Source organism: Saccharopolyspora thermophila, from assembly GCF_014646075.1.
In the GTDB taxonomy this organism is placed as follows: domain Bacteria; phylum Actinomycetota; class Actinomycetes; order Mycobacteriales; family Pseudonocardiaceae; genus Saccharopolyspora; species Saccharopolyspora thermophila.
Genome location: NZ_BMMT01000006.1, coordinates 107,156 through 131,401, shown reverse-complemented (window position 1 = coordinate 131,401; position 24,246 = coordinate 107,156). Strand labels below are relative to the sequence as shown.

Annotated in this window: 21 protein-coding genes; 15 read left to right on the top strand and 6 right to left on the bottom strand. The window is 72.6% G+C overall.

Going from position 1 to position 24,246, the window contains the following annotated elements; translation table 11 throughout:
* The 6 genes from IEY17_RS10825 (at position 1) to IEY17_RS10800 (ending at position 6,367) form a co-directional block, all read left to right on the top strand.
* Positions 1 to 882 (top strand): Cgl0159 family (beta/alpha)8-fold protein, encoded by an 882-nt coding sequence (locus IEY17_RS10825; protein WP_188987206.1) that lies wholly within the window; start codon positions 1 to 3, stop codon positions 880 to 882.
* Positions 883 to 907: 25 nt separating this feature from the next.
* Positions 908 to 1,804, top strand: a complete 897-nt coding sequence (iolB, locus tag IEY17_RS10820; RefSeq protein WP_188987205.1) for a 5-deoxy-glucuronate isomerase — start codon at positions 908 to 910, stop codon at positions 1,802 to 1,804.
* A complete protein-coding gene (gene iolD, locus IEY17_RS10815) occupies positions 1,801 to 3,666 on the top strand; it encodes a 3D-(3,5/4)-trihydroxycyclohexane-1,2-dione acylhydrolase (decyclizing) (RefSeq protein ID WP_188987204.1) in 1,866 nt (621 codons plus the stop codon). Before iolB ends, iolD begins: the two co-directional genes overlap by 4 nt.
* Positions 3,667 to 3,754: 88 nt before the next feature.
* Positions 3,755 to 5,248 (top strand): CoA-acylating methylmalonate-semialdehyde dehydrogenase, encoded by a 1,494-nt coding sequence (locus IEY17_RS10810; protein ID WP_188987203.1) that lies wholly within the window; start codon positions 3,755 to 3,757, stop codon positions 5,246 to 5,248.
* Positions 5,249 to 5,291: 43 nt separating this feature from the next.
* Positions 5,292 to 5,603: a hypothetical protein gene (locus IEY17_RS10805; protein ID WP_188987202.1), complete on the top strand. Its 312-nt coding sequence runs from the start codon at positions 5,292 to 5,294 to the stop codon at positions 5,601 to 5,603.
* A 227-nt stretch (positions 5,604 to 5,830) separates the two neighbouring features.
* Positions 5,831 to 6,367: a hypothetical protein gene (locus IEY17_RS10800; RefSeq protein WP_188987201.1), complete on the top strand. Its 537-nt coding sequence runs from the start codon at positions 5,831 to 5,833 to the stop codon at positions 6,365 to 6,367.
* A gap of 19 nt (positions 6,368 to 6,386) precedes the next feature.
* Here IEY17_RS10800 and IEY17_RS10795 read toward each other — a convergent pair whose 3' ends face one another.
* Entirely contained in the window at positions 6,387 to 7,361 is a 975-nt protein-coding gene (locus tag IEY17_RS10795) for an SDR family oxidoreductase (protein ID WP_188987200.1), read from the bottom strand.
* A gap of 108 nt (positions 7,362 to 7,469) precedes the next feature.
* On the opposite strand from IEY17_RS10795, the gene IEY17_RS10790 reads away from it, so the two are divergent.
* Entirely contained in the window at positions 7,470 to 8,021 is a 552-nt protein-coding gene (locus tag IEY17_RS10790) for a hypothetical protein (protein WP_229680026.1), read from the top strand.
* 11 nt (positions 8,022 to 8,032) lie between these two features.
* Here the strand turns inward: IEY17_RS10790 and IEY17_RS10785 are convergent, their stop codons facing one another.
* Positions 8,033 to 8,935, bottom strand: a complete 903-nt coding sequence (locus IEY17_RS10785; RefSeq protein WP_188987199.1) for a LysR family transcriptional regulator — start codon at positions 8,933 to 8,935, stop codon at positions 8,033 to 8,035.
* Positions 8,936 to 9,016: 81 nt separating this feature from the next.
* On the opposite strand from IEY17_RS10785, the gene IEY17_RS10780 reads away from it, so the two are divergent.
* Positions 9,017 to 9,997 (top strand): DMT family transporter, encoded by a 981-nt coding sequence (locus IEY17_RS10780; RefSeq protein ID WP_188987198.1) that lies wholly within the window; start codon positions 9,017 to 9,019, stop codon positions 9,995 to 9,997.
* Positions 9,998 to 10,050: 53 nt separating this feature from the next.
* Positions 10,051 to 10,608 (top strand): class I SAM-dependent methyltransferase, encoded by a 558-nt coding sequence (locus IEY17_RS10775; RefSeq protein WP_188987330.1) that lies wholly within the window; start codon positions 10,051 to 10,053, stop codon positions 10,606 to 10,608.
* Between the two features lie 24 nt (positions 10,609 to 10,632).
* Here the strand turns inward: IEY17_RS10775 and IEY17_RS10770 are convergent, their stop codons facing one another.
* Positions 10,633 to 12,129: an FAD-dependent oxidoreductase gene (locus tag IEY17_RS10770; protein ID WP_188987197.1), complete on the bottom strand. Its 1,497-nt coding sequence runs from the start codon at positions 12,127 to 12,129 to the stop codon at positions 10,633 to 10,635.
* A gap of 180 nt (positions 12,130 to 12,309) precedes the next feature.
* On the opposite strand from IEY17_RS10770, the gene IEY17_RS10765 reads away from it, so the two are divergent.
* On the top strand, positions 12,310 to 13,404 hold the full coding sequence (locus IEY17_RS10765) for a DUF2267 domain-containing protein (RefSeq protein ID WP_188987196.1): 1,095 nt from the start codon (positions 12,310 to 12,312) through the stop codon (positions 13,402 to 13,404).
* A gap of 173 nt (positions 13,405 to 13,577) precedes the next feature.
* On the top strand, positions 13,578 to 14,102 hold the full coding sequence (locus IEY17_RS10760) for a hypothetical protein (protein WP_188987195.1): 525 nt from the start codon (positions 13,578 to 13,580) through the stop codon (positions 14,100 to 14,102).
* A gap of 28 nt (positions 14,103 to 14,130) precedes the next feature.
* Here the strand turns inward: IEY17_RS10760 and IEY17_RS10755 are convergent, their stop codons facing one another.
* Positions 14,131 to 16,860 (bottom strand): sensor domain-containing protein, encoded by a 2,730-nt coding sequence (locus IEY17_RS10755; protein ID WP_188987194.1) that lies wholly within the window; start codon positions 16,858 to 16,860, stop codon positions 14,131 to 14,133.
* 421 nt (positions 16,861 to 17,281) lie between these two features.
* Here IEY17_RS10755 and IEY17_RS10750 point away from each other — a divergent pair, with 421 nt between their 5' ends.
* Complete coding sequence (locus IEY17_RS10750; protein ID WP_188987193.1) at positions 17,282 to 18,889, top strand: ABC transporter substrate-binding protein; 1,608 nt, start codon at positions 17,282 to 17,284, stop codon at positions 18,887 to 18,889.
* A gap of 148 nt (positions 18,890 to 19,037) precedes the next feature.
* On the top strand, positions 19,038 to 20,738 hold the full coding sequence (locus tag IEY17_RS10745) for an NB-ARC domain-containing protein (protein WP_188987192.1): 1,701 nt from the start codon (positions 19,038 to 19,040) through the stop codon (positions 20,736 to 20,738).
* On the opposite strand, the gene IEY17_RS10740 is transcribed toward IEY17_RS10745, so the two are convergent.
* A complete protein-coding gene (locus tag IEY17_RS10740; protein WP_188987191.1) occupies positions 20,689 to 21,423 on the bottom strand; it encodes a helix-turn-helix transcriptional regulator in 735 nt (244 codons plus the stop codon). The two genes, IEY17_RS10745 and IEY17_RS10740, sit on opposite strands and share 50 nt — an antisense overlap.
* 160 nt (positions 21,424 to 21,583) lie before the next feature.
* Between IEY17_RS10740 and folE the strand changes: the two genes are divergently transcribed.
* Positions 21,584 to 22,183 (top strand): GTP cyclohydrolase I FolE, encoded by a 600-nt coding sequence (gene folE, locus IEY17_RS10735; RefSeq protein ID WP_188987190.1) that lies wholly within the window; start codon positions 21,584 to 21,586, stop codon positions 22,181 to 22,183.
* Positions 22,184 to 22,284: 101 nt separating this feature from the next.
* On the opposite strand, the gene IEY17_RS10730 is transcribed toward folE, so the two are convergent.
* Complete coding sequence (locus tag IEY17_RS10730) at positions 22,285 to 23,115, bottom strand: PhzF family phenazine biosynthesis isomerase (protein WP_188987189.1); 831 nt, start codon at positions 23,113 to 23,115, stop codon at positions 22,285 to 22,287.
* Between the two features lie 157 nt (positions 23,116 to 23,272).
* Here IEY17_RS10730 and IEY17_RS10725 point away from each other — a divergent pair, with 157 nt between their 5' ends.
* On the top strand, positions 23,273 to 24,214 hold the full coding sequence (locus IEY17_RS10725; protein WP_188987188.1) for an ornithine carbamoyltransferase: 942 nt from the start codon (positions 23,273 to 23,275) through the stop codon (positions 24,212 to 24,214).
* Positions 24,215 to 24,246 lie beyond the last annotated feature (32 nt).

The window sequence follows — 24,246 nt, the reverse complement described above, 5'->3', positions numbered from 1 at the left end:
GTGTCCACCCTGAGCATCTCCGAACTGACGCACGTCCGCGCCACGCGCCCCGAGGCCATCGCGGAAGCGGCGGCGGCGCGCACCCGACGCCCCCTGCTCGGCGACACCGGCCGCCTGATGATCGTGGCCGCCGACCACCCGGCGCGCGGGGCACTGGCTGCCGGCAGCAACCCGATGGCCATGGCCAACCGCGCCGACCTGCTGGAGCGCCTGTGCACCGCCCTGCAACGCCCGGGCGTGGACGGGGTCCTCGGCACCGCCGACATCCTCGAGGACCTCCTGCTGCTGGGCGCGCTGGAGGGCAAGGTCGTCATCGGCTCGATGAACCGCGGCGGCCTGGCCGGGGCGGCCTTCGAACTTGACGACCGGTTCACCGGGCACCGTGCCGCCGACATCGAGCGGATGCGGTTCGACGCCGGCAAGCTGCTGCTGCGGATGGACCCGGACGACCCCGGAACGCTGAACACCATGTGCGGCGCGGCGAACGCGATCAACGAGCTGGCCGAGCGCGGGCTGATGGCGATGGTCGAACCGTTCCTGTCCCGCCGCGTGGACGGCAGGGTCCGCAACGACCTGTCGCCGGAGGCCGTCGCCCGATCCATCGCCATCGCCTCCGGACTGGGCGGCACCTCCGCGTACACCTGGCTGAAGGTCCCGGTGGTCGACGACATCGACCAGATCGCCCAGGTCATGGAGGCCACCACGTTGCCGACCGTGCTGCTCGGTGGTGAGGTGTCCGCGGACCCGGCCGCCACCCACGAGCGCTGGCACAAGGCGCTGCAGCTGCCGAACGTGCGTGGGCTGGTCGTCGGCCGGACGCTGCTGTACCCGCACGACGACGACGTCGCGGGCGCCGTCGACGCCGCGGTCGCACTGCTGTGAGCGCACCGAGTTTGGAGGATCAGCGTTGACAGACAAGCGCTTCTACCGCCCCGCCGGAACGACCGCGCGCGGCGCGTACACCACCTACGTCGACCCGGAGTCGGCGGGCTGGGGCTACTCGTCCCTGCGGGTGCTCGAACTCGCCGCCGGCGCTGACCATGAGCTGTCCACAGGGGACAGTGAGTGGATCGTGCTGCCGCTGTCCGGCGGCTGCGTCGTCGAGTGCGACGGCGAGGTGTTCGAGCTGACCGGTCGGGAAAGCGTGTTCCGCGGTGTCACCGATTTCGCGTACGTGCCGCGAGACGCGCGGGTACGCATCAGCAGCGCGGCCGGCGGCCGGTTCGCGCTGACCGGCGCGCGCTGCGAGCGCCGGCTGCCCGCGCGCTACGGACCCGCCTCCGGCGTTCCGGTCGAGCTGCGCGGTGCCGGGCAGGCCAGCCGCCAGGTCAACAACTTCGGCGCGGCGCACGTCTTCGAGGCCGACCGGTTGATCGCCGTGGAGGTGCTGACCCCGGCCGGGAACTGGTCCTCGTTCCCGCCACACAAGCACGACGAGGACCGCGAGGGCGAGTCGCGGCTGGAGGAGATCTACTACTTCGAGATCGCCGACTCCCACGGCACCCCGGGCGTGGGCTACCAGCGGGTCTACCCGTCCGGCCCGGACCGCACCACCGACGTGCTCGCGGAGGTCCGCAGCGGTGACGTGGTGCTGATCCCCGACGGCTGGCACGGTCCGTCGATGGCGGTGCCCGGCTACGACATGTACTACCTGAACGTGATGGCCGGTCCGTCACCGGACCGGGCCTGGCTGATCTGCGACGACCCGGCGCACGCGTGGGTGCGCGAGACGTGGGCCGACCAGGAGGTCGATCCGCGGCTGCCGCTCTACCGCGCCCCTGAGACCGCCACGGAGGCACGATGACCACCCGACGGCTGACCGTTGCGCAGGCGCTGGTGCGGTTCCTGGCCAACCAGCACACCGAACGCGACGGCGTGCGCCGCCGCCTGATCGCCGGATGCTGGGGCATCTTCGGCCACGGCAACGTCGCCGGTGTCGGGCAGGCGATCCTGGAGTACGAGCGGGACATGCCGTACCTGCAGGGCCGCAACGAGCAGGCGATGGTGCACGCCGCGGTGGGCTACGCCCGGCAGAGCAACCGGATGTCCACCTACGCGTGCACCACCTCGATCGGACCCGGTGCGACGAACCTGGTCACCGGCGCGGCGCTGGCCACCATCAACCACCTGCCGGTCCTGCTGTTGCCCGGTGACATCTTCGCCACCCGGCCCGCCGACCCGGTGCTGCAGCAGCTGGAGGTCCCGTACGCGCGCGACGTGTCGGTCAACGACTGCCTGCGCCCGGTGTCGCGCTACTTCGACCGGATCTGGCGGCCGGAGGCGCTGATCCCGTCCGCGCTGGACGCGATGCGGGTGCTCACCGACCCGGTCGAGACCGGTGCGGTCACCCTGGCCCTGCCGCAGGACGTGCAGGCCGAGGCGTACGACTGGCCGGAGGAGTTCTTCGCCGAGCGGGTGTGGCGGGTGCACCGCCCGGTGCCGGACCCGCAGTCGGTCGCCGACGCCGCCGCGCTGATCCGCGCCGCGAAACGCCCGCTGATCATCGCCGGTGGCGGCGTGCACCACAGCGGCGCGGAGGAGGCCCTGCGGGTCTTCGCCGAGTCCACCGGCATCCCGGTGTCCGAGACCCAGGCGGGGCGGGGCTCGCTGCGGTTCGACCACGCGTGCGCGCTCGGGTCCATCGGGCACACCGGCACCGCGGTCTCCGACGACATCGCCCGGCAGGCCGACCTGATCATCGGCGTCGGCACCCGCTACTCCGACTTCACCACCGCCTCCCGCACCCTGTTCGCCAACCCCGACGTGCGGTTCGTCAACATCAACATCACCTCGTTCGACGCCCACAAGCAGGCGGCCGTCCCGGTGATCGGTGACGCGCGGGTGGCGCTGGAGCAGCTGACCGGCGCGCTCGAGGGCCACCGCGTGTCCGAGGACCACGTGCGCGAGTACCGCGCGGGTGCGCAGCGCTGGGCCGAGGTGGTGGAGCGCACCACCCGCAGCGCCGCGGGCGACGAGCGACCGGGCCAGGCCGAGGTGCTCGGGGTGCTCGACGAGGTGCTCGACGACCGCGACGTGGTGATCAACGCGGCCGGGTCGATGCCGGAGGACCTGAACAAGCTGTGGCGGGCCAGGGACCCGCAGCAGTACCACGTCGAGTACGGGTACTCCTGCATGGGCTACGAGATCCCGGCCGCGATCGGTGCGCGGCTGGCCGACCCGTCACGGGAGGTGTTCGCGCTCGTCGGCGACGGCACCTACCTGATGATGCCCACCGAACTGGTCACCGCGGTGCAGGAAGGCATCAAGATCACCGTGGTGCTGGTGCAGAACCACGGCTACGCCTCGATCGGCGGGCTCTCGGAGAAGGTCGGCAGCGAGCGCTTCGGCACCGCCTACCGCTTCCGCGAGGCCGACGGCACCTTCACCGGGCAACCGCTGCCGGTGGACCTGGCCGCCAACGCCGAGAGCCTCGGCATGCAGGTCCTGCGGGCCGCCACGGTGGACCAGCTGCGCAACGCGCTGCGCGCCGCCCGGGCGGCCGAGGAACCGACCGCGGTGTACGTCGAGACGGACCCGGCCAAGGCGCAGCTGCCGGCCGAGGCGTGGTGGGACGTCCCGGTCGCCGAGGTCGCGACCCGCGAAAGCACGCAACTGGCCCGTAAGAACTACGAAGACCAGGTACGCACCCGGCGCCACCACCTGTAGGGGTTGTGCACGCGGCGTGAGCCGCTTCCCGCGCCGCGACGCACACCGTCCGGAAAACTTCAGCCGACTCCGATCGCGAGGGAACGACGTGAGGACGATTCAGCATTTCATTGATGGCAAGCCTGCCGATGGCGCTTCGGGCCGTTTCGGTGTGGTGACGAATCCGGCGACGGGTGAGCAGACCGCCCGGGTTCCGTTCGCCGGCATTGACGAGGTGGACGCCGCGGTGGCCGCGGCGGCCAGGGCGTTTGAGTCCTGGAGCAGCATGTCGCTGGCCAGGCGCACCCAGGTGCTGTTCACCTTCCGCGAGGTGCTCAACGCCCACCGTGACGAGATCGCCGCGTTGATCACCGCCGAGCATGGCAAGGTGCACTCCGACGCGCTCGGTGAGGTCGCCCGGGGCCTGGAGGTCGTGGAGTTGGCCTGCGGTATCCCGCAGTTGCTCAAGGGCGAGTCCTCCACCCAGGTGTCCACCCGGGTGGATGTTGAGTCGATCCGCCAGCCGCTGGGGGTGGTGGCCGGGATCACGCCGTTCAACTTCCCGGCGATGGTGCCGCTGTGGATGTTCCCGCTGGCCATCGCCTGCGGGAACACGTTCGTGCTCAAGCCCAGCGAGAAGGACCCGTCGGCCACCGCGCGGCTGGTCGAGCTGGCGCACGAGGCGGGGCTGCCCGAGGGCGTGCTGAACCTGGTGCACGGGGACAAGGTCGCGGTGGACCGGCTGCTGGAGCACCCGGACGTGGCGGCGGTCAGCTTCGTCGGCTCCACCCCGATCGCCCGGTACGTGCACAACACCGCCAGCGCGCACGGCAAGCGTGTGCAGGCGCTGGGCGGGGCGAAGAACCACATGCTGGTGCTGCCGGACGCCAACCTGGACCAGGCCGCCGACGCCGCGGTCTCGGCCGCCTACGGTTCGGCGGGCGAGCGCTGCATGGCCGTGTCCGTGGTCGTCGCGGTCGACCCGATCGGCGACGATCTGGTGGCCCGGATCGCCGAGCGGGCCCGTAACCTGCGTATCGGGCCGGGGACCGACCCGGCCTCGGAGATGGGCCCGCTGGTCACCCGCGAGCACCGCGACAAGGTGGCCTCCTACGTGCCGAAGGCCCGCGAGCAGGGCGCCGAGGTCGTCGTGGACGGCACCGACCTGGTGGTGGCCGGTCACGAGAACGGTTTCTTCCTCGGCGTCAGCCTGCTGGACAAGGTCACCCCGGAGATGGACGCCTACCGCGACGAGATCTTCGGGCCGGTCCTGTCGGTGGTCCGCGTGGCCAGCTACGAGGAGGCCATCACGCTGATCAACTCCTCTCGCTGGGGCAACGGCACGGCGATCTTCACCCGTGACGGCGGCGCCGCCCGCCGCTTCCAGCTGGAGGTGCAGGCCGGCATGGTCGGTGTGAACGTGCCGATCCCGGTCCCGGTCGGCTACCACTCCTTCGGCGGCTGGAAGGACTCGCTGTTCGGCGACCACCACATCTACGGCACCGACGGCGTCCGCTTCTACACCCGCGGCAAGGTCATCACCACCCGCTGGCCCGACCCCAGCGACGGCGGCATCGACCTCGGCTTCCCCAGCAACAGCTGACCCGGCGGCGTCCGATGTGGATCGCGGGGAGACAATCGGACGCGTGGGTACGGACGTGCGACGGGAACTGCTGGACGCGGCGCAGGCGGTGGAGCGGCTGGCGGCGGTGTCGACCGCCGGTGACTGGCGGCTGAGCGGCCTGCTCGCCACCCGGCCGGAGGTGGTCGCCCACCGCGGCGACGGCAGCACCGAACACGTCGCGGAAGCCCGAGCCGACAGCGCTCGCTGGATCGTCGCGTTCTCCCCGGCCGTGGCGCACCCGCTGGCCGACTGGCTGCGCGCGGCGGCCGAGGCGGAGTGCGTCGACACGGCGGCGGTGGCCTTCGCCCGGGCCCTCCGCGCCCGGCTGCCCTGAACGTCCCCACCTCCCCGGCGAGGTGGGGACGTTGGCGCGTCGGCCGGGGCCGCGGGAGTCCGCAGGCGCCATACGCGGACCTCCCAGGTGCCCCGGCCGACGCGGACCTCGTTGACCGGAACGGTCCGATGTGGACGACCCCGGTCCGGATGGGCAGCGCCTCCAACCACCGGCCGAACTTGATGCCCGATGTCTTCCCGATGCGGGGACTGGGTAATCGGGTGGGCATGGGGCGGAACTCTTCAGCTGCCGTGCGGAAGCGGACTGCTCGGGTGCTGCGGCGCGGGGCGCTGCACGGCTTGTGCGCCGGAGCTGTCGGTGTCGCGGCGATGACCGCGGGGGAGAAGGCGGAGCAGGCGCTCACCGGGCGGCCGGATTCGCACGTGCCCGGGCGAACCTTCCGCCGCATGCCCGGTGCGGCGATGCCGCGGCGCGGCGCGAACCTGGCCATGCACGTCGGGCAGGGCGTGCTGCTCGGCGCGGTGCGTGGCATCATGGCCGACTCGGGTCTGCGGGGGCCGTGGGCGTCGTCGATGTTCGCCGTGGTGCGGCTGACCAACGACCAGATCGCCGAGAACGCCACCGGTACCGGCGCACCCCCGTGGACGTGGCCGCGGTCCGAACTCGTCATCGACCTGCTGCACAAGGCCGTGTACGCGTTCGCCACCGGCTTGGTCGCCGACCGGCTGGCCGCGCGCGACGCGCCTGGGCTGCGGCACGCGCGCCTGCGCCGCGGGCGGCAACCCGATGTCGGCCCGGTGTAGGCACTCCGGTGCGGACAGCTCAGATTCCGCTGCGCCTGCGCCGCATCGACACTGCCACCGCGGTGGCGAGGCCCACCGCGACCGCTGTGCGCGTGGTCGCGTGGCGCGGCTTGGTCCAGCCCCCGTGCGCCGCACCGGTGCCTTCGGTCGGGTGGTGCAGGTTGCCCGGGGTCGGTTCCGCTCGGCGGGTGTGGGCCAGGTGGGCGCGCTCCACCTGGAACGCCATGAGCTTCTCGGTGATGCCGGGGGCGATCCGGTGCAGCAGGACGACGCTGCGGCCCATCGGCCCGACCACCACCTCGCGCCGCGGCCGGCGTACCAGCCGGACGATGGCGCTCGCGACCCGCTCCGGTGCGTACACCGGGGGCATCGGCACCACCTGGCGGCCGGTGTAGTTCGCGGCCTGCGCGAACAGCGGGGTGTCGATGGTCGCGGGGAGGACCGAGCAGACGTCGATTCCGCGGACGCCGTCCAGCCACAGCTCCTGCCGCACCGACGTGGTGAGGGAGCGGATGGCGGACTTGGACATCCCGTAGGCGTGGGTGTACGGCTGCGGCACCACGCCGACCACCGACGAGACGTTGACCACCACACCCCGGCCCTGCTCGCGCATGACGGGCAGTACCGCACCCATGCCGTGCACGTATCCCATCACGTTCACGTCCAGGACCTGCCGGAAGTCGTCCAGCGGCGCCTCCTCGAAGGGGCTGAACAGGCTCAGTGCCGCGCAGTTCACCCAGACGTCGATGCGTCCGAAGGTGTCGACGGCCTTCCGCGCCATGTCGTGCACCGCGGTCGCGTCGCTGACATCGGTCGGGACCGCCAGCGCCCGGCCGCCGCGCGCCTCGCACTCGTGGGCCGCCTGCTCCAGCGCCGCACCGCGCCGGGCGGCCAGCACCACCGAACAGCCGTGCCTGGCGAATGCCGCCGCCGTGGCGCGTCCGATACCGCTGGACGCCCCGGTGACCACCACGACGCATCCCTTTGCTCGCATGGCGCACGGTTACCCGACCGTGCCCGGCGGAACACGTCGCAGGCTGTTTGTGCGGGGCGTGGTCCCGGGCACTTCGAAGGGGCCAGGTGCTCGGGAGGGAGACGGCCGATGTCGAGAAGTCTTCTGCGCGGTGCTCGGCTCGCGAGGCAGCGAACCGAGGAACCGCCGACAATCCGCTCGTCCGCGCCGCGGATGCTGGCGATCTATCTCAACGACCACTTCGCGGGGGCGACCAGCGGTGCGGCGCTGGCGAAGCGCGTGGCCCGCAACCACCACGCAGACGAGTTCGGGTCCCGGCTGACCGCCGTCGCCCGGGAGATCAAACGAGACCGCACCGCACTCCGGCAGATCATGCGTGTGCTCGGGGTCCGCCCGGCCCGATACAAGATCGTCGCCGCCTGGCTGGCGGAGAAGTTCGGCAGACTGAAGCCGAACGGCGGCCTGGTGCGGCGAACGCGCCTGAGCGCCCTGCTGGAACTCGAAGCGCTGTGCCTCGGCGTGCAGGGCAAGGCCGCGGGGTGGCGCACCCTGCTGGCGGTCCACGACCAGTACCCGCGGCTGGACGAGCAGGCGCTGCGCGGCCTGCTCGCCCGGGCCCACCACCAGTTCGACGAACTGGAGAACATGCGTGCCCGCACCGCGACCGCGTTGGGCAGCTGAGCGCCACCCGGTCACCCGCGCGCGGTTCGCTCGGGGCGGGAGCCGCGGGCGAGCGACTGGAGGATCTCGACGGTGCGGCGGGCCGCCGGGTGCTCGGCGATCGAGCGGCGCACCGCGACGCTGATCCGCCGGATCGGGGTCGGGGACACCACGGGGACCGCCGTCAGCCCCGGGGGCAGGTTCCCGATGCCGAGTTCGGGGATCACGGTGATGCCGATCCCGGTGGCCACGAACGGGATCGCGGTCTGGTAGTCGTGCATCTCGACGGCGAACTGCGGGGCGAACCCGGCTTTTGCGCAGGTGTCGAGGAGCACCTGGCGGCATGCCCCCTCGTTCACATCGTTGTCCACCCACCGCCGTTCGGCCAGGACGGCCAGCGGCACCTCCGGCAGCGCGGCGATCGGGTCGTCGTCCCGGACGACGGCCAGGTACGGGTCGTCGACGAGCCGGGTCACGGCGGCCAGCGGGCCCGGGGTGTTGCGCGGGTGCTCGACGAAGATGTCGATGTCCGGGTCGGCCCGCGTGATCTCGGTCATCCGCAGATCCAGCCGCAGCTCCGGGAACTCCTCGCGCAGCGTGGCCACGACCGTCGGCAGCCATGCGCTGCCCGCCGAACCGAAGTAGCCGATCGACAGGCTGCCGACCCGGCCGGCACGCAGGTCGCTGACGACGCCCTCCACCCGGCTGAGCGCCTCGAACAGCGGCTCGCTCTCGGCCGCGAGCGTGCGGCCCGCGGTGGTCGGCTCGATGCCCCGGCCAACCCGCTCGAACAACCGCAGCCCGGTCTCCCGTTGCAGCGCGGTGAGTTGCTGGCTCACCGCCGACGGTGTGTAGCCGAGCGCGGCCGCGGTCGCGCGGATCGAACCGGTCGCGATGACAGCCCGCAGCAGGCGGAGCCGGGCGACGTCCAGCATGGCCCGACTGTACAGCAGTGCTGAACCGTTGTGCAGAAATAATCGCTTGTTCTTGCGAATCGGGCTGGCGACGATGGCCGGGTGACCGGACAACTCCAGATCTCCCAGGCGGCTCCGCCGAAGACCGCGGACCGCGGCCGGGCAGCGGTGGCCGCCGCCGTGACCGTCGTGCTGTGGGCTTCGGCGTTCGTCGCCATCCGCGCCATCGGTCCCAGCCTCTCGCCCGCTCCCATGGCGCTGGTGCGCCTCGCCGTCGCGGCCGCCGCGCTGTCCGTGCTGGTGCTGGCCAGCCGCCGCCGCATCCCGCGCCTGCTCCCCCCGCGGCGCACCGTGGCGTTGGTGGCGGTGTACGCGGTGCTGTGGCTCGCCGGGTACACGGTGGTGCTCAACGCCGCGGAGCGGCAGGTCGACGCGGGCACGGCGGCGCTGCTGGTGAACACCGCACCGCTGCTGATCGCCTTCGGCGCGGGGCTGTTCCTGCGGGAGGGCTACCCGCGGCCGCTGATCGTCGGTTCCCTCGTAGCGCTCGGCGGGGTGGCCGTCATCGCCGCGGGATCCACCGGTCACCGCGACTGGATGGGGATCGTGCTCTGCGTGCTCGCGGCGTTGCTGTACGCGGCTGGGGTGCTGGTCCAGAAGGTGACCCTGCGGCGGGTGGACGGGCTCGTCGCGATCTGGCTCGGGTGCCTGATCGCCACCGCCGTGCTGCTGCCGTGGCTGCCGCAGCTGCTCGCCGAACTGCGGACCGCGCCGATCGGGGCGGTGCTCGGCACCGTCTACCTCGGACTGTTCCCGACCGCGATCGGCTTCACCACGTGGGCCTACGCGCTGCGCCGGATGGACGCGGGACGCCTGAGCGCCACCACGTACGCGGCCCCGGCCGTCTCGGTGGTGCTGTCCTGGCTCCTGCTGGCCGAGACGCCGACGGTATACGGTCTCGTCGGCGGAGTGATCTGCCTGGTCGGCGTCGCCATCTCCCGCCGCCGCCCCGAGGCCGTGGTCGCGCCGGCGGTGGCGAGGTCCACAAGAGACGGAAGTGGTCGCGGTAGCGTCGGGGTGTGAACGAGCCTCGGTTGCGCCGCTACTGGGACAGGTCGGCGCCCTCGTACGACCGGATGATGGGCTGCTTCGAGCGGTTCTTCGCCGGGGACAGCCGGGACTGGGTGTGCTCCCGGGCGTCCGGTGACGTGCTGGAGGTCGCCGTCGGCACCGGGCTGAACCTGCCCGGCTACCCGGTCGGGGCGCGGCTCACCGGCATCGAGTGGAGCCGGCAGATGCTCGCCCTCGCGCGACAGCGGGCGGCGCGGCTCGGCAGGCGCGTCCACCTCCTCCAGGCTGATGCCCAGGCCCTGCCGTTCCCGGACGCGTCGTTTGACACCGTGGTGTGCACCTTCTCCCTGTGTGCCATCCCGGACGAGCGGCAGGCCCTCGCGGAGATGGCGCGCGTGCTGCGCCCCGGTGGTCGCCTCGTGCTGGCCGACCACGTGGTGAGCACCTCGGGGCCGGTGCGGCTCGTGCAGCGGGTGCTGGAACTGGTCACCGTGCCGCTCGGCGGCGAGCATTTCCGCCGCCGCCCGCTGGAGCACCTGCGGGCCGCCGGGCTCACCGTCGAACACACCGAGCGGTTCAGGCTCGGCATCATCGAACGCCTCGTCGCCCGCAAACCGCGGTGAGAACCCGGTTCCAGGTCGCGTGGGTCAGGGCGGTGGTCCGGGGAGCTTGCGCTGCAGGGGGTGCGTCGCCGGTCCTTCCAGCACCGCGCCGTCGACGTCGAAGCGGGAACCGTGGCACGGGCAGTCCCAGGTGTTCTCCGCCGAGTTGAAGCGCACCAGGCACCCCAGGTGCGTGCAGCGCAGCCCGACGGCGTGTATCCCGCCGTCGTGGTCGCGGTACACCCCGGTGAGCCCGGTGCGGTCACGCATCACGCGCGCCTGCCCGGCCGGCACCTCGGCGGCCGAGACGACCTGCGAACGGGCCAGCCGGTCGCGGACCAGGTGCAGGCCCGTCCTGAGGTTGATGCGGACCAGCTGCGGAAGCGAGTACGGCGAGACCCGGTTCGGCGACAGCGCCTCGGCCCACACGTTGTCCCGCCCGTCGATCAGGTCGGCCAGCACGGTCGCGGCGAACGTCCCGCCGGTCAGGCCCCACTTCATGAACCCGGTTGCCACGAACACCCGCGAGGACATCGGGAGGTAGCGCCCGACCATCGGGAAGCGGTCGTAGGGCGTCGGGTCCTGGGCCGACCAGCGGTGCGTGATCTCGGCGACGTCCCAGTGCTGCGTGGCGAACTCCGCCAGCCGCTGGTAAGGGGCGTTGCTGTTCTCGCCCGTCGGGTGCCCTTCGCCGCACACGACCAGCATCTCGCCCGCGGAGCGCACGGAGCGGACCGGTTCGGCGGCGTTGATCGACAGCCCGCGCGGCGGGGTACCGTGGATGCGCGCCGCGATGCAGTAGGACCGCTGCGGCTCCAGCCTGGCGAAGTAGAACCCGCGGTCCCAGACCGGGTAGTGGGTGGCGACCACCACCTGGTCGGCCGTGGCGGCGCCCCGTTCGGTGGTGACCCGGCACGGCGATCCTTCCGTCAGCTTCAGCGCCCGGCTGCGTTCGAAGACCTCGCTGCCGTCGCCGGACACGGCGCGGGCCAACCCGAGCGCGTAGCGGACCGGGTGAAACTCCAGCTGGTCGTCCAGCCGCAGCGCGCCCGTGACCGGGAACGGCAGGTCGGTGCCGGAGTCGAGGGTCGTGGGCAACCCGGCCTCCCGGGTCGCCTCGGCCTCCCGCTCCAGCTCTCGCAGATCGCTGCCGGTGGCGAAGGTGTAGGCGGGGCGGCGCTGCAGGTCGCAGGTGATCTGCTCGACGTCGGCGATGCGGGCGATCTCGGCCACCGCGTGCGTGCTCGCGGTCGCATAGACCCGGGCCGCTTCCGCGCCGCGGTACGCCCGCACCGTGCTGTACACGGTGGACTGGAGTGCGGTCGCCTTGGCGGTGCTGTTCCCGGTGGCGCCGCAGGCCACGCGGTCCGCCTCCAGGACGGCCACCCGGGCGCCCCGGCGCTTGAGGTGCAGAGCCGTGGTGAGCCCGGCGATGCCCGCCCCGACCACGACCACGTCGAAAGTGCGTTCACCCCGCAGCACCGGGAAGACCGGCCGGTCGACGGCCGCCCACAGCGACTCCCTCGGCGAAGCAGCGTCCATGGTGCTGGAGTTACCCGCCACCGATCCCCGGTATGCAGACCGGGGCGCTGCCGCGATCAGGCACGACACGCCGCGGCTGGCTATCTCCCCGGTGCCGCCTGCCTGTGTGTGGGCCACAACCGCATCCGCGGCGGGGGTGGTGGGCACCCCGAGAGCGGACCGACTCGTGGAGGCGCGGACGTGACCGAGGACCGGGTAGTCGTGGGGCTCGTGGCCGATCCGGGGGCGCCGAGCTCGCTGGCGCGGCGGCTCGCGCGCGACCTGCCGGACGCCCTGGCGCGGGAGGTCACCGACCAGGTGACGTGGGACGTCCGCGCGGTCACCGACCCGATCCGGGTGGAGGCGGACGGCCGGATCCCGATCGAGGACCACGCGGGGGAGTGGCTGGCGCAGGAGGAGTGGGACCTCGTGGTGTGCCTGACCGACCTGCCGCGCCACAACCGCACCGGACCGGTGGTGGCCGACATCAGCACCCGGGAGGGGGTGGCGCTCGCCTCGCTGCCCGCCATCTCCTGGTTGCGGCAGCGGTCCCACACCCGCCGCGTGCTGGTGCACCTGGTCGGCGTGCTGGCCAGCGAGAAACTCCAGCTGCGGGCGAGCTGGGGGCGTCCTCCCGCCCGGTTGGGCCGGACGATCCGGCTGGTCGCCACGGAACCGGGCATCGAGCAGGTGGTGCTGTCCGGGCTGCGCGGGCGGTTCCGGTTGGTGGCCGCGATGGTGCGGGACAACGCGCCGTGGCGGCTGGTCGCGGGGCTGTCCCGGGCGATCGCCGCCGCTGCGGCCGCTGCGGCGTTCGGCGTGTTCTACTCCAGCATCTGGCAGATGGCCGACGCGCTCAGCACCGGGCGCCTGCTGCTGATCAGCGCGGTCGCGGTGGCGATGATGGTGGGCTGGCTGATCCTCGGCAACGGCCTGTGGGAACGCCGCCGCACGGGCTCCGAGACCGCGTCGCTCTACAACGTCACCACGGTGATCACCCTGCTCATCGGGGTGACCTGCTGGTATCTGCTGCTGTTCGGCATCACCCTGCTCGCGGCCGCGGCGGTGATCACACCGGAGTACCTGTCGTCCGTGCTCGGACATCCCGCGGACGCCACCGACTACCTGCAGCTGGTGTGGCTGTCGACGTCCATGGGTACCGTCGCCGGAGCCCTGGGCGCCAGCCTGGAGACCGAGGACGCGGTGCGCCGCGCGGCCTACGGCAGGCGCGAGTACGAACGCCGCACGCGCGCCCGCGCGCGGCAGCGCACCGAGGAGGATGGCTCGGACCGCTGAGAAGCTGTCTTCGGTCGTCGGGCGCACGGTGTTCCTGGTCCGCGGCGCCGGCCGCAGCCAGCGCCCGCTGTGGTTCCGCCCTCACCTCGGCGGCGGGTCTTTGCCCACGTCAACCGGCTCGTTACCGTGGTCGGGCGCCCCGACGCACCCCGGTGAGAAAGCGAGGTTCGGCCGTGTCCGCGGACCTGTCCCCGATCATCGCGGCCACCACGCGCTGGCTGGTCGGCGCCTACCCCGCGCCCGGCGCGGGGGCGTTCAGCCGCGCGCTCGCCGAAGTGCAGGCCAAGCAGGCCGTGACCGTCGCGGCGTGGCTGCGCTACCCGACCGCGGTGGACGCCGGGCTGGTCGTCATGGCCGGGCCGGGCGGCTCGGCGCATCTGGACCGGCTCGCCGGAGCGGCCGAGCACCACCCGGACGACGCCGAGCACGCGTGGCGCACCTGGGTCGACGAGGTGGTGGCGAGCTGGGCGACGTGCCTGCTCGCCGACCCGCAGCTGGCCGCCGAGGCGGTCGCCGCGCTGGCCGCCGAGCACGGTTCCCCGCTGTCGCACGGCTTCCGCCGCCTGCTCGACCCAGGTGAGCAGGACCGGCGGGCCGCCGCCCTGCTGCGCCATCCGGACCTGGTGGCCCCGGTGGCGGACCTGCACCGGGGCCACCTGTACGCCCGGCTGGGCGTGGACACCCAGACCGCCGCCTGACACAGGGACGTCAGCGCGGGGCCCGCGGTCAGGCCGCGTCCGGGAGCTCGTCGATGGGCACCGGACGGCCGAAGTAGAAGCCCTGGACCTCGTCGCAGCCCAGGCGGCGGATGGTGGCGAGCTGCTCGGCGGTCTCCACGCCCTCGGCCACCACGTTGAGGTTCAGCGTATGCGCCAGCGCGACGATGCTGGCGATGAACGGCTCGTTGGCCGTGCCGTCCCGGCCGGCGATGAACGACCGGTCGATCTTGAGCGTGTCCAGCGGCAGCCGGTGCAGCAGCGCCAGCGCGGAGTAACCGGTGCCGAAGTCGTCGATCGCGAGCTTGACGCCGAGCTCGCGCAGCCCGTTGAGCACCGCCTCGGCCGCCTCGGGATCCTGCATCAGCGTGCTCTCGGTGATCTCCAGGCACAGAGCCGATGGTGGCAGCCCGGTCTGCTCCAGGGCGTCGTGCACGGCGACCGCGAAGTGCGGGTCGTCGAGCTGGCGCGCCGACAGGTTCGCCTTCAGCTGCAGGGGAAGGGTCCGTTGCCTGCGGTGGGCGGCGATCTCCCGGGTCGCCATCCGCAGCGCGTGGATGCCGATGCTGTTGATCAGGTCGCTCTCCTCGGCCAGCGGGATGAACTCCCCCGGTGGGATGGTGCCGTGCACCGGGTGCGTCCACCGCAGCAGCCCCTCCACCCAGCCGACCCGGTGGGTGCGCAGGTTCACGATCGGCTGGTAGGCCATCCACAGCTGGCCCCGGGACACCGCGTGCCGCAGGTCCTGCTCCAGGTTCAGGCGGCGCTGCACCCGCTTGCGCAGCCGCACGTCGAACACGGCGGCACGGCCGCGCCCGAGCTTCTTCGCCTCGTACATCGCCACGTCGGCGTCGCGCAGCACGTCCGCGCCGGGGCGGGGGTCACCGGGCGGCGACAACACGATGCCCACGCTGGCGTCCACATGCAGCTGGCGGTCGCCCACGGTGATCGGGTCGGCCAGGCACCGGCGCACCTGCCTGGCCAGCAGCTGTGCCTTGGTCACGTCGTTCTCGTCGGGGGACAGCACCACGAACTCGTCGCCGCCGAGCCGGCCGACCAGCTCGTGCTGCCGCGTCAGCCGCCGGAGCCGCTCGCTGACCACGCACAGCACCTTGTCGCCGGCGCTGTGCCCGAGCGAGTCGTTGATGACCTTGAAGTTGTCCAGGTCGATGAACAGCACGGCGAGGTCGTGCCTGCGTTGGCGTGCGTGCAGGGCCGCGTCGAGGCGCCGGAGTAGCAGCGTGCGGTTGGCCAGGCCGGTCAGCGGGTCGTGCGTGGCGTCCCACTCCAGGCGTTCCCGGATCGCGCGGGACTCGGTCACGTCGGTGAACGACAGCACGATGGGGTGCGGTGGCTCGTCGTCGGGGTTGAGCGGGCGGGAGGTCAGCGACAGCCACACGCTGCTGCCGTCGCCGCGCCGGGTGCGCACCAGCTGGGCGGTCCGCTGCTTGCCGGTGCGCTGGCTGTGGGCGGGTGGGTGCGCGCGCGGTGGCAGCAGGCCGCCGGTCTCGTCGAACAGCGGCCACGACTGCGGCGGGGTGCCGACGAAGTCCTCCTCCCGGGTCCCCAGGATCTGCAGTGCCGCGGGGTTGGCGGACTCCACCAGGCCGTTGGCGCCCACCACGACGACACCTTCGGCGAGCGCGTCCACGACCGTGGCGAAGTGCCGCTGGGCCCGGCGCAGCGCCGTCTCGTCGGTGCACACGAGCACGTAGCCGCCGTCCATCTGCGCCGCGGACATGCTGATGGTCAACGCCGCGCCGTCGGCTCTGCGGTGCGTGGCCTCGGCGACCTGCCCGTCCTCCACCAGCACCGCCGGGTCCAGCGGGGCCCCGACGACCTCGTCGACCGGCTGCCCGAGCGCCTGCTCGGCGGGCCGCCCGTAGATGCGCGCCGCGGCCGGGTTCCAGCTGGTCACCCGCCCGTCGTGGGTGGTGGCGATGATGGCGTTGCTGACGTGCTCCACCAGCGCCGCCTGGTAGCGCAGCGCAGCCTCGGCGGCCCGGTCCGCGGTGATGTCGCGCATGATGACCTGGAACGCCGGCCGCCCCTCCCAGGTGATGCGCACCGCCACCACCTCCACCACGACCGGGTCGCCGTTGAGGCGGCGCAGTACGGCCCGGCCCCGTTCGGTGGCAGCGCCGGGGGCCGCCAGCGACGCCAGCTGCTCCCGCATCGCCGACCGGGAGTCCTCGGCGACGAAGTCGACGACGGGCCGCCCCACGATCTGTGTGCTGGACTCGGCGCCCAGCATGCGCACGGTGGCGGGGTTGACGTACACCGCGACACCGTCCTGGTGCACGCAGATCGCGTTCGGGCTCAGCTCCACCAGGTGCCGGTAGCGCTCGGCGAGGTCGGCCAGCTCCTGTTTGGGCTCCACGGCGCCGGTGATGTCGATGGCCACACCGATCAGCACGTCGCCGCGCCGCCGGGCGCGGAACCGGACCGGGCGCATCCACCCACCAGGCTGCTCGCAGCGCTGTTCCAGCTGGTGGACCTGCCAGGACGGGGCGATGCGGGCCGCCTCGACCAGCGGGGCGACCAGCTCGCACAGCCGCTGCCGCACCGCGTCCTCGGGGGCGCCCCGGACGCCCAGGACCTCGTCGAGCTCACAGCCCCACTCGGCTGTTCCGTCGGCGAGGTCGACCGACCAGTACACCGCCTCCGTCAGCGACCAGGCTTCCTCCAGGGGTTCGCGCTCCGAGGTCGCGAACCCGTTGGTCCAGTCGTGCCGGTTCATGGTCGTCCCGCTGTTTCAGCCGTTCGTGTGCTTCCTGACTACCCAGCGGGAGCGACCCACACACGACGGCGGCCCGGCGGCGGGACGGCCGTCGCCCACATGATCGGCTGGGGCAATGCCGAGCTGACGAAGAACGTTCGCCGAGATCGGCAGCTGCGGCTGCTGCGCACCGCCTCGTCGTCCTCAGTGGACACCGAGTGCGGTGACGTCGGTCGGTCGCGCCCCGCCCCGACGATCCCGCCGGGCGGTCGGCGCCGACGTCACCTGACCGGGTGATTCCTGGTAAAACCGCAGCACAGAAGCATTTCGAGTGCATTGCCATCTCCGTGCGCGATCTTGACTGAGGGACGCGGCGGCCGTTGGAATCCTGCCCGGGCCGGGACGTTCCGGCGGGCGTGACTCGGTGGGAAGGCGGGACAGGATGCGGATCAGCAGGTGGTCCGGGGTTCTCGCGGTCGCCGCGGTGCTGGTCGCGGGTTGTGCCGCGGGCGCTGGGGAGCATGCGGCCCCACCCGCACTGCCCGGCTACCTCGCCGTCGCCGACCGCACCGCCGAGCCCGGCGGTGCGCTGGAACTGCAGATGCCGGTCGACATCGGCACCGCGGTGGGCCTCGACCCGCAGCTGACCGACGTGGCCACCTCCTGGCAGCTGATGTCGCTGGTGTACGAGACGCTGGTGACGATGGGCCCCGGTTTCCGGATCGACCCGGGACTGGCCACGCACTGGGAGAACCCGGAACCCACCCGCTACGTCTTCCACCTCCGCGAGGGCGTGACGTTCAGCAACGGCCGGCTGATGACCGCCGCCGATGTGGTCGGCAGCATGCGTCGCCTGCTGTCCGGGCGCGGCGTGTGGCGGGTCCAGCTGGGCCCCGTCGAGTCGGTGAGCGAACTCGACCAGCGCACCGTCGAGTTCCGCCTCTCCCGCCCGTACACGCCGTTCCTGGCCGCGCTGGCCAACGTGCCCGCCGCGGTGCTGCCGATGGCCGAGATCGACAGCGGCGCGCTCGACCCGGCCCGCACCATGCTCGGCACCGGTCCGTTCGTGGTGGAGGCGCACCGCCAGCACGTCTTCTGGCGGTTCAAGCGCCGCGAAGGCTACTGGATGCCCGGCAGACCGGTGGTGGACATGGTCACCATCTCGATCGTGCCGCAGGAGCACGCCCGGATGTCCGCGTTGGAGAGCGGCGCCGCAGACATGGTCGTGCTGGGCGACGTCGCCGCCCCGCAGGTGCTCGGGGACGAGCGGAACATCGCGGTGCACGCCCAGGGCAACACGGACTTCTACTACCTGATGCTCAACACCCTGGCGCCCGGCTCGAAGTTCGCCGACCAGCGGATCCGTACGGCGATCGCCATCGCGTTGGACCGATCGCGGATCGCGGCGGTGGCCACCGGCGGGCTCGGCCGGCCGACCGGCGCGACCCCGGTCGACCTGCCCGGGGCCTGCGACCCCGCGCACCTGCCGTCGGCCACGGCCGGGTTGGAGCGTGCCCGCCAGCTGCTGCGGGAGGCCGGGGCCGTGGACCTGTCGTTCACGCTGACCGTCTTTGCCACCGAACCCGCCCCCGCCGTCGCCCGGGTCGTGCAGCAGAACCTGGCCCGTATCGGGGTGCGGGTCACCGTCGAGGAGCTCGACGAGGCCAGCTGGGCGGACAAGGTCTACGGCCAGGCCCCGGCCCGGTTCGACGCCGCGCTGTCCTGGTTCGCCGGGTACGCCGACGCGGGCATGGTGCCGCAGTGGTGGAATCCCGCCGCCGCCGGGTTCAACGGCGGTTTCATGCGTCCCAACCCCGCGCTCGACCGGGCCATCGAGGCGGCCAACACCCGCCCGGACGGCGCGGAGCGCACCGCGGCGCTGCGCGACCTGTGCATCGCGGTCGACGCGGACGCGCAGATGATCCCGCTGGTCACCAGGCCGGTGGTGATCGGCTACCGGACCGACACGGTCAGCCCGAGCCTGTACGCCACCGAGGGCTACGGCAACCCCTACCGCGCCATCGCGGAATTCCGCGCACTGTCTAAATAGGACGCCACAGTCCCCCGGCTTCAGGCAGTGATGATGTGGGTGGTGTGGGCGCCGCACGTCGCAAGACCGATGTCGGATTTTCGGATCGCGGAGGTCGGTCCGGCGCTACGATCATGGTGCAGGCGGGTGGGGTGGAGGAGGGCCGTTCATGGGGGATGAGCCGGAGGTACGCAACGAGCAGGGCGGCACGGTCAACGGCCCGGTGGCGCAGGTGGGCAACGTCTACGGGGGCCTGCACTTCGGCGGGCGCGCCGAGGAGCGGGCGGTGCCGCGGCAACTGCCGCCCGACGTCGCGGCGTTCGCCGGGCAGGCCGACGAACTGGCCGCGCTCGACGCGGTCCTCGCCGACTCCGCCCGCGCCGTGGTGATCTCCGCGGTGGACAACGCCCCGGGGCTCGGCCGGACCGCGCTGGCCGTGCACTGGGCGAACCGGGTGGCGCAGCGCTTCCCCGACGGGCAGCTCCACGTGGACCTACGGGGTTCGGGCGAGTGGCCCGCACGCCCCGCGGACGTGCTGCGCAGCTTCCTGGCGGCCCTCGGCGACCGGGACATCCCCGCGGACCTGTCCGCGCTGGAGGGCCGGTACCGGACGCTGCTGGCCGACAAGCGGGTGCTGGTGGTGCTCGACGATGCCCGGGACGTCGACCAGGTGCGGCCGTTGCTGCCCGGCGGGTCCACCTCGTTCGTCGTGGTGACCAGCCGCAATCCGCTCACCGGCCTGGTCGCGGAAGGGGCACGTTCGCTCGGCCTGGACGCGCTGACCCCGGGCGAGGCGCGCGATCTGCTCGCGCGGCGGCTGGGCGAGCAGCGGCTGGCTGCGGAGCCGCAGGCGGTGGCCGAGCTGGTCGAGCTGTGCGCGGGTTCGCCGCTGGCCCTGAGCGAGGTGGCGGCCCGGGCTGCGAACACCACCCTCGCCGATCTGGCGGGAGAGGTGCGCGTGGCCGTCGCGGGCACCGAAGGGCTCTCGGCGCGGACGGCGGCGGTGCTGGCGTGGTCGCGTGGGCGGTCCGAGCCGCCGGAACACCGGGACTGGGCGAAGCGCCTCGCCGGGCTGACGTGGGTGCGCAGCCGCCAGTTCCTGTTCGCCGCCGCCGCGGTGCTCGGGGCGACCGTGCTGATCGGCTCGACCGAGCTGATCGCCGCGTCCAGCTTCCTCGGTCTCGGTTTCTTCGCGCTCCGGCTGGCTCTGCTGGTCGCCGGTCTGGTGGTCATGGAGCAGTCGGGGCGACGCGGCGTGATCGGCGTCGGTCTGGCCGCCTCGGGTGTCCTCTACTTCCTGGTGGACGCTCTGGTTTCGGTGCACGGCTCGGCGGACGTGTGGAGCTGGTTGGAGCTGTTCGCGGTGATCGCCCTGGCCGCCGGGCTGGCGGTGCGGTGGGCGCCGTTCCGCGCCGTGCCCAGGCGGGTGCGGCTCGTGGCCCCGCCCCGGTACCCGCTGTCGTTCGTGGTGCTCGGGGCGGCCGCGGCCCAGTTCATCCTGCTGTTCGCGGCGTTTCCCGTCGAGTACGGCAGCACGACGGTCACCGAGGCCGCGGGTGCGCTGGCGGCGCTGCTGCCGGTGGTCGCGATCGGTGGTCTGTGCACGCTGGCGGTGCTGACCCGGACGCTCGACGAGGCGCAACGGACGTTCGCCGGGAGCGCCGTGGTGGCCTACCTGGGGCCGGAGGTGGTGTTCGGGCTCGGCTCGCTGCCGCTCGGGCGGCACTTCACCTATCTCGGCGGGGCACTGTGGGCGTCGGGGGAGACCTCGGCGCCGTGGGTGTGGTTCGCGGTGGCCCAGGCTCTGGTGAGCGCCGTGCTCATGACGTCGACCCTGGCTCTGCTGCGGCGGCGCGCCGAGGCGCGCTGACCAGGGCCACGCAGCACTCCCCGGGCCGCGGGTCGAGCACCGCGTCGGTGGTGCGGGCGTGCAGGCCGTCGAGGAACCCGGACAGGAACGCCTGGGTGAGGCCGCACACGAGTTCCGGTGCCCGGGCCGCCAGCGGGTGGAACGGGCAGTTGCGGAGCCGGACGCACGTCGGGGTCTCCCGGTCGGGTTCGAAGCCGTGCGCCGCGAGGACCTCCTCGGACCGGGTCAGCGCCCGCTCCACGCCCAACCGGCCGGGCCGGTTGCGCTGCCGTTCGGCGGTGCCGAGCTGATGCCCGCGCTCCCGCGCCACGCGCATGGCCGCCTGCGCCGCGGTCTCCCGCTCGCCTTCGGTGAGCACCGCGTCGAGCAGGATGTCGGCCAGCAGATCGTGCTGGCGGGGCGGGATGCTCACCCGGATGTCGGTGCGGGTCGGCTCGTACACCTTTGGCGTGCGCCCCACCTTGCGGATGCCGCCGACGGGCTCGAAGTGCGCGCACAGCAGACCGGCCGCGACGAGCTTGTCGAGGTGGAAGGCGGCGAGCTTGCGGGAGATGCCGACCGCCGCGGCGGCCTCGTCGCGGGCGACCGGCCGCCGGGCGCGCCGGATGAACTCATACATTCCACGCCGCAGTTCGTCGTCCAGCGCGGCGAGGGCCGCCACCGAGGATCGCTCGCCGGGAAGCATGCCCCTACAGTAGCGTCTTCGCACCCATTGTGATGGGTGCTATCGGGTGTGGTGCGAGCTTGACCACGTCCATTGACTCGGCGCGACGAATAAGACTAGCGTTCTTTGGTGAAAAAGCCCGCGGCGTCGCCGACCGCGATCGACCCGAGGAAGCACGCTGATGACCTCCGCACCGGCCCTGCACGTCGTCCACGAACCCGACGGGGAGATCGATCTCGCCGCCGCCGAGAAGGCCGCGGCCGACCTGCTGCACGCATTGGGCATCTCCACCGACGGTGAGAGCCTGCGCGACACGCCGGGCCGGATGGCCCGCGCCTACGCGGAGCTGTTCAGCCCGCGGCCGTTCGACCTGACCACCTTCCCGAACGAGGAGCGGTACGACGAACTGGTGCTGGCTCGGTCGATCCCGGTCCGCTCGGTCTGCGAGCACCACCTGCTGCCGTTCGTCGGCGTCGCGCACGTCGGCTACCTGCCCGGGGAACGCATCCTCGGGCTGTCCAAGCTGGCCCGCGTCGTCGAGCACTTCGCCTGCCGCCCGCAGGTCCAGGAGCGGCTGACCAAGCAGGTCGCGGACTGGCTGGCCGACCAGTTGCAGCCGAAGGGCGTTGGCGTGGTCGTCGAGGCCGAGCACACGTGCATGACGTTGCGTGGCGTGCAGGCCATCGGGTCCAGCACCGTCACCTCCACGCTGCTGGGCACCCTCCGCCAGGACCCCCGCTCCCGGCAGGAGTTCTTCGCCCTCACCGGCGTCAATTCCTGACTCGCCGGGAGTTGCCCCGCCCGGGGTACCGAGCGTGCAGACGAACTCGGGCAGGCCCCGGCCCATGTGCCTGATCCTGGTGCGGCGCGTGGCGATTCGCGTCAGATGCGGGTGGCCGCGCCGGTCACGGTGATGCGTGGGTCGTCGGGGTCGACGTCGACGACGAGTTCGCTGCGCCGGCCCATGTCCTCGCCCTGAACGATGGTCAGCCGCCGCGGTTCGCGGACCCGCCCGGTGGCGCGCAGGTAACCGCCGAAGGCCGCCGCCGCGGCACCGGTGGCGGGGTCCTCCACCACGCCGCCGACCGGGAACGGGTCGCGGGCGTGCACGGTGCCTGCGTTTTCCGGCCAGAACAACTGCACCGTGGTCCAGCCGCGGTCGCGCATCAGGTCGCCGAGGGCGTCGAAGTCGTAGTCCAGCTCCGCCAGGCGCTCGCGGGTGCGCGCGGCCAGCACGAGGTGGTCGTTGCCGGCGTACGCGACGTGCGGCGGCCAGTCCGGGTCCAGGTCCGCCACCGACCATCCCAGCGCCGCCAGCGCGCGGCCGAGTTCGTCCTCGGTCGCGGGCCGTGAGCTGCTCGGCACGCTGGTGAGGCTGGCGACGACGGTGTCCCGCTGCTGCGTGCGCACCCGCACGCTGCCCGCCTTCGTGTCGAAGACGAGGTTGCCGGGCCCGTCGCGCTCGGCCAGCGCCACCGCGGTGGCGACCGTGGCGTGGCCGCAGAACGCCACCTCGGCCAGGGGGCTGAAGTAGCGCAGCCGGTAGCGGTGGTCACCGGCCGGGCTGGCGAACGCGGTCTCCGAGTAGCCGACCTCGGCGGCGATCCGCTGCATGGCGGCGTCGTCGAGCCCGTCTGCGTCGAGCACGACACCGGCGGGGTTGCCGCCCGCAGGATCGGTGGTGAACGCGGCGTAGCGCAGGACGTCTGTCATGCACCCGACTCTGCCTGGTGCCGACCAGCGAGTCCACCATCCCCGGTTGTGCGGTTGATATGGCGCGGATAACGCGGCATGCCAGGCTGCTCATGCCGTGCTCTGGCCAGGGTCCGGAGCGCGGTCGAAATGATTCGTCCGAACGGAGGATGGCGTGATGGCAGCTCCCAGCGCGAGCCGCGGACCCGTGCGCGGTGATCTCATCTCGCTTGCGGACCTGGGGCTCGGCGAGATACGCGAGATCGTCCAGCGCGGCGTCGAGTTCTCCCGCGGCGAGCGGTCCGCGGAACCGCTGGCCGGGGCCGTCGTCGGCATCTACTTCCGCAAGACCTCCACCCGCACCCGGACCGCGTTCTCCGCGGCTGCGCTGCGGCTGGGTGCCCGGATCATCAGCTACGGGCCGGGAGATCTGCAGCTCAACACCGGTGAGACGATCGAGGACACCGCGCAGGTGCTGTCCCGGATGCTCGACGGCCTGGTGTGCCGCACCGCGGGCAGCACCGAGGAACTGCGGGCGCTGGCCGAACCGCCGGGCATGGCGGTGATCAACGCGATGAGCGCCCACGAGCACCCCACGCAGGCGCTGACCGACCTCACCACGATCCAGCGTCACCTGGGCGGAATCGACGGGATCCGGGTGCTCTATGTCGGCGAGGGCAACAGCACCGCGGTGGCACTCGCGCTGTCGCTGACCCGGTTCGAGCGCACCGAACTGCACCTGCGGACCCCGCCGGGGTACGGGCTGGCGCCGGCGGTGCGGGAGCAGGCCGAGCGGTACGCCGCGGAATCCGGCTCGGTGCTGCGGGAAACCCACGACATGGCCGAGCTGCCCAGTGACGTCGACATCGTCTACACGACGCGGTGGCAGACCACCGGCACCACCAAGCCCGACCCGGACTGGCGCCGCACCTTCGCCCCGTTCCAGGTCAACGAGCAGCTGCTCGACGGCTACCCGAACGCGTGGTTCATGCACGACCTGCCCGCGCACCGTGGCGAGGAGACGACCGCGGCCGTGCTGGACGGGCCGCGGTCGATTGCCTTCGACCAGGCCGGGGACAAGATGCACAGCGCGATGGCCGTGCTGGAGTGGGCGCTCTGACCGGACGCGCGGGGCGGCGCGGCCGGTCCGCG

Excerpts from the sequence above, each read along its gene's own strand:
- iolD (WP_188987204.1), top strand. The coding sequence starts at position 1,801 with ATGACCACCCGACGGCTGACCGTTGCGCAGGCGCTGGTGCGGTTCCTG.
- IEY17_RS10800 (WP_188987201.1), top strand. The coding sequence starts at position 5,831 with ATGGGGCGGAACTCTTCAGCTGCCGTGCGGAAGCGGACTGCTCGGGTG.
- IEY17_RS10795 (WP_188987200.1), bottom strand. The coding sequence starts at position 7,361 with ATGCGAGCAAAGGGATGCGTCGTGGTGGTCACCGGGGCGTCCAGCGGT.
- IEY17_RS10790 (WP_229680026.1), top strand. The coding sequence starts at position 7,470 with ATGTCGAGAAGTCTTCTGCGCGGTGCTCGGCTCGCGAGGCAGCGAACC.
- IEY17_RS10785 (WP_188987199.1), bottom strand. The coding sequence starts at position 8,935 with ATGCTGGACGTCGCCCGGCTCCGCCTGCTGCGGGCTGTCATCGCGACC.
- IEY17_RS10775 (WP_188987330.1), top strand. The coding sequence starts at position 10,051 with ATGATGGGCTGCTTCGAGCGGTTCTTCGCCGGGGACAGCCGGGACTGG.
- IEY17_RS10770 (WP_188987197.1), bottom strand. The coding sequence starts at position 12,129 with ATGGACGCTGCTTCGCCGAGGGAGTCGCTGTGGGCGGCCGTCGACCGG.
- IEY17_RS10755 (WP_188987194.1), bottom strand. The coding sequence starts at position 16,860 with ATGAACCGGCACGACTGGACCAACGGGTTCGCGACCTCGGAGCGCGAA.
- IEY17_RS10750 (WP_188987193.1), top strand. The coding sequence starts at position 17,282 with ATGCGGATCAGCAGGTGGTCCGGGGTTCTCGCGGTCGCCGCGGTGCTG.
- IEY17_RS10745 (WP_188987192.1), top strand. The coding sequence starts at position 19,038 with ATGGGGGATGAGCCGGAGGTACGCAACGAGCAGGGCGGCACGGTCAAC.
- IEY17_RS10740 (WP_188987191.1), bottom strand. The coding sequence starts at position 21,423 with ATGCTTCCCGGCGAGCGATCCTCGGTGGCGGCCCTCGCCGCGCTGGAC.
- folE (WP_188987190.1), top strand. The coding sequence starts at position 21,584 with ATGACCTCCGCACCGGCCCTGCACGTCGTCCACGAACCCGACGGGGAG.
- IEY17_RS10730 (WP_188987189.1), bottom strand. The coding sequence starts at position 23,115 with ATGACAGACGTCCTGCGCTACGCCGCGTTCACCACCGATCCTGCGGGC.
- IEY17_RS10725 (WP_188987188.1), top strand. The coding sequence starts at position 23,273 with ATGGCAGCTCCCAGCGCGAGCCGCGGACCCGTGCGCGGTGATCTCATC.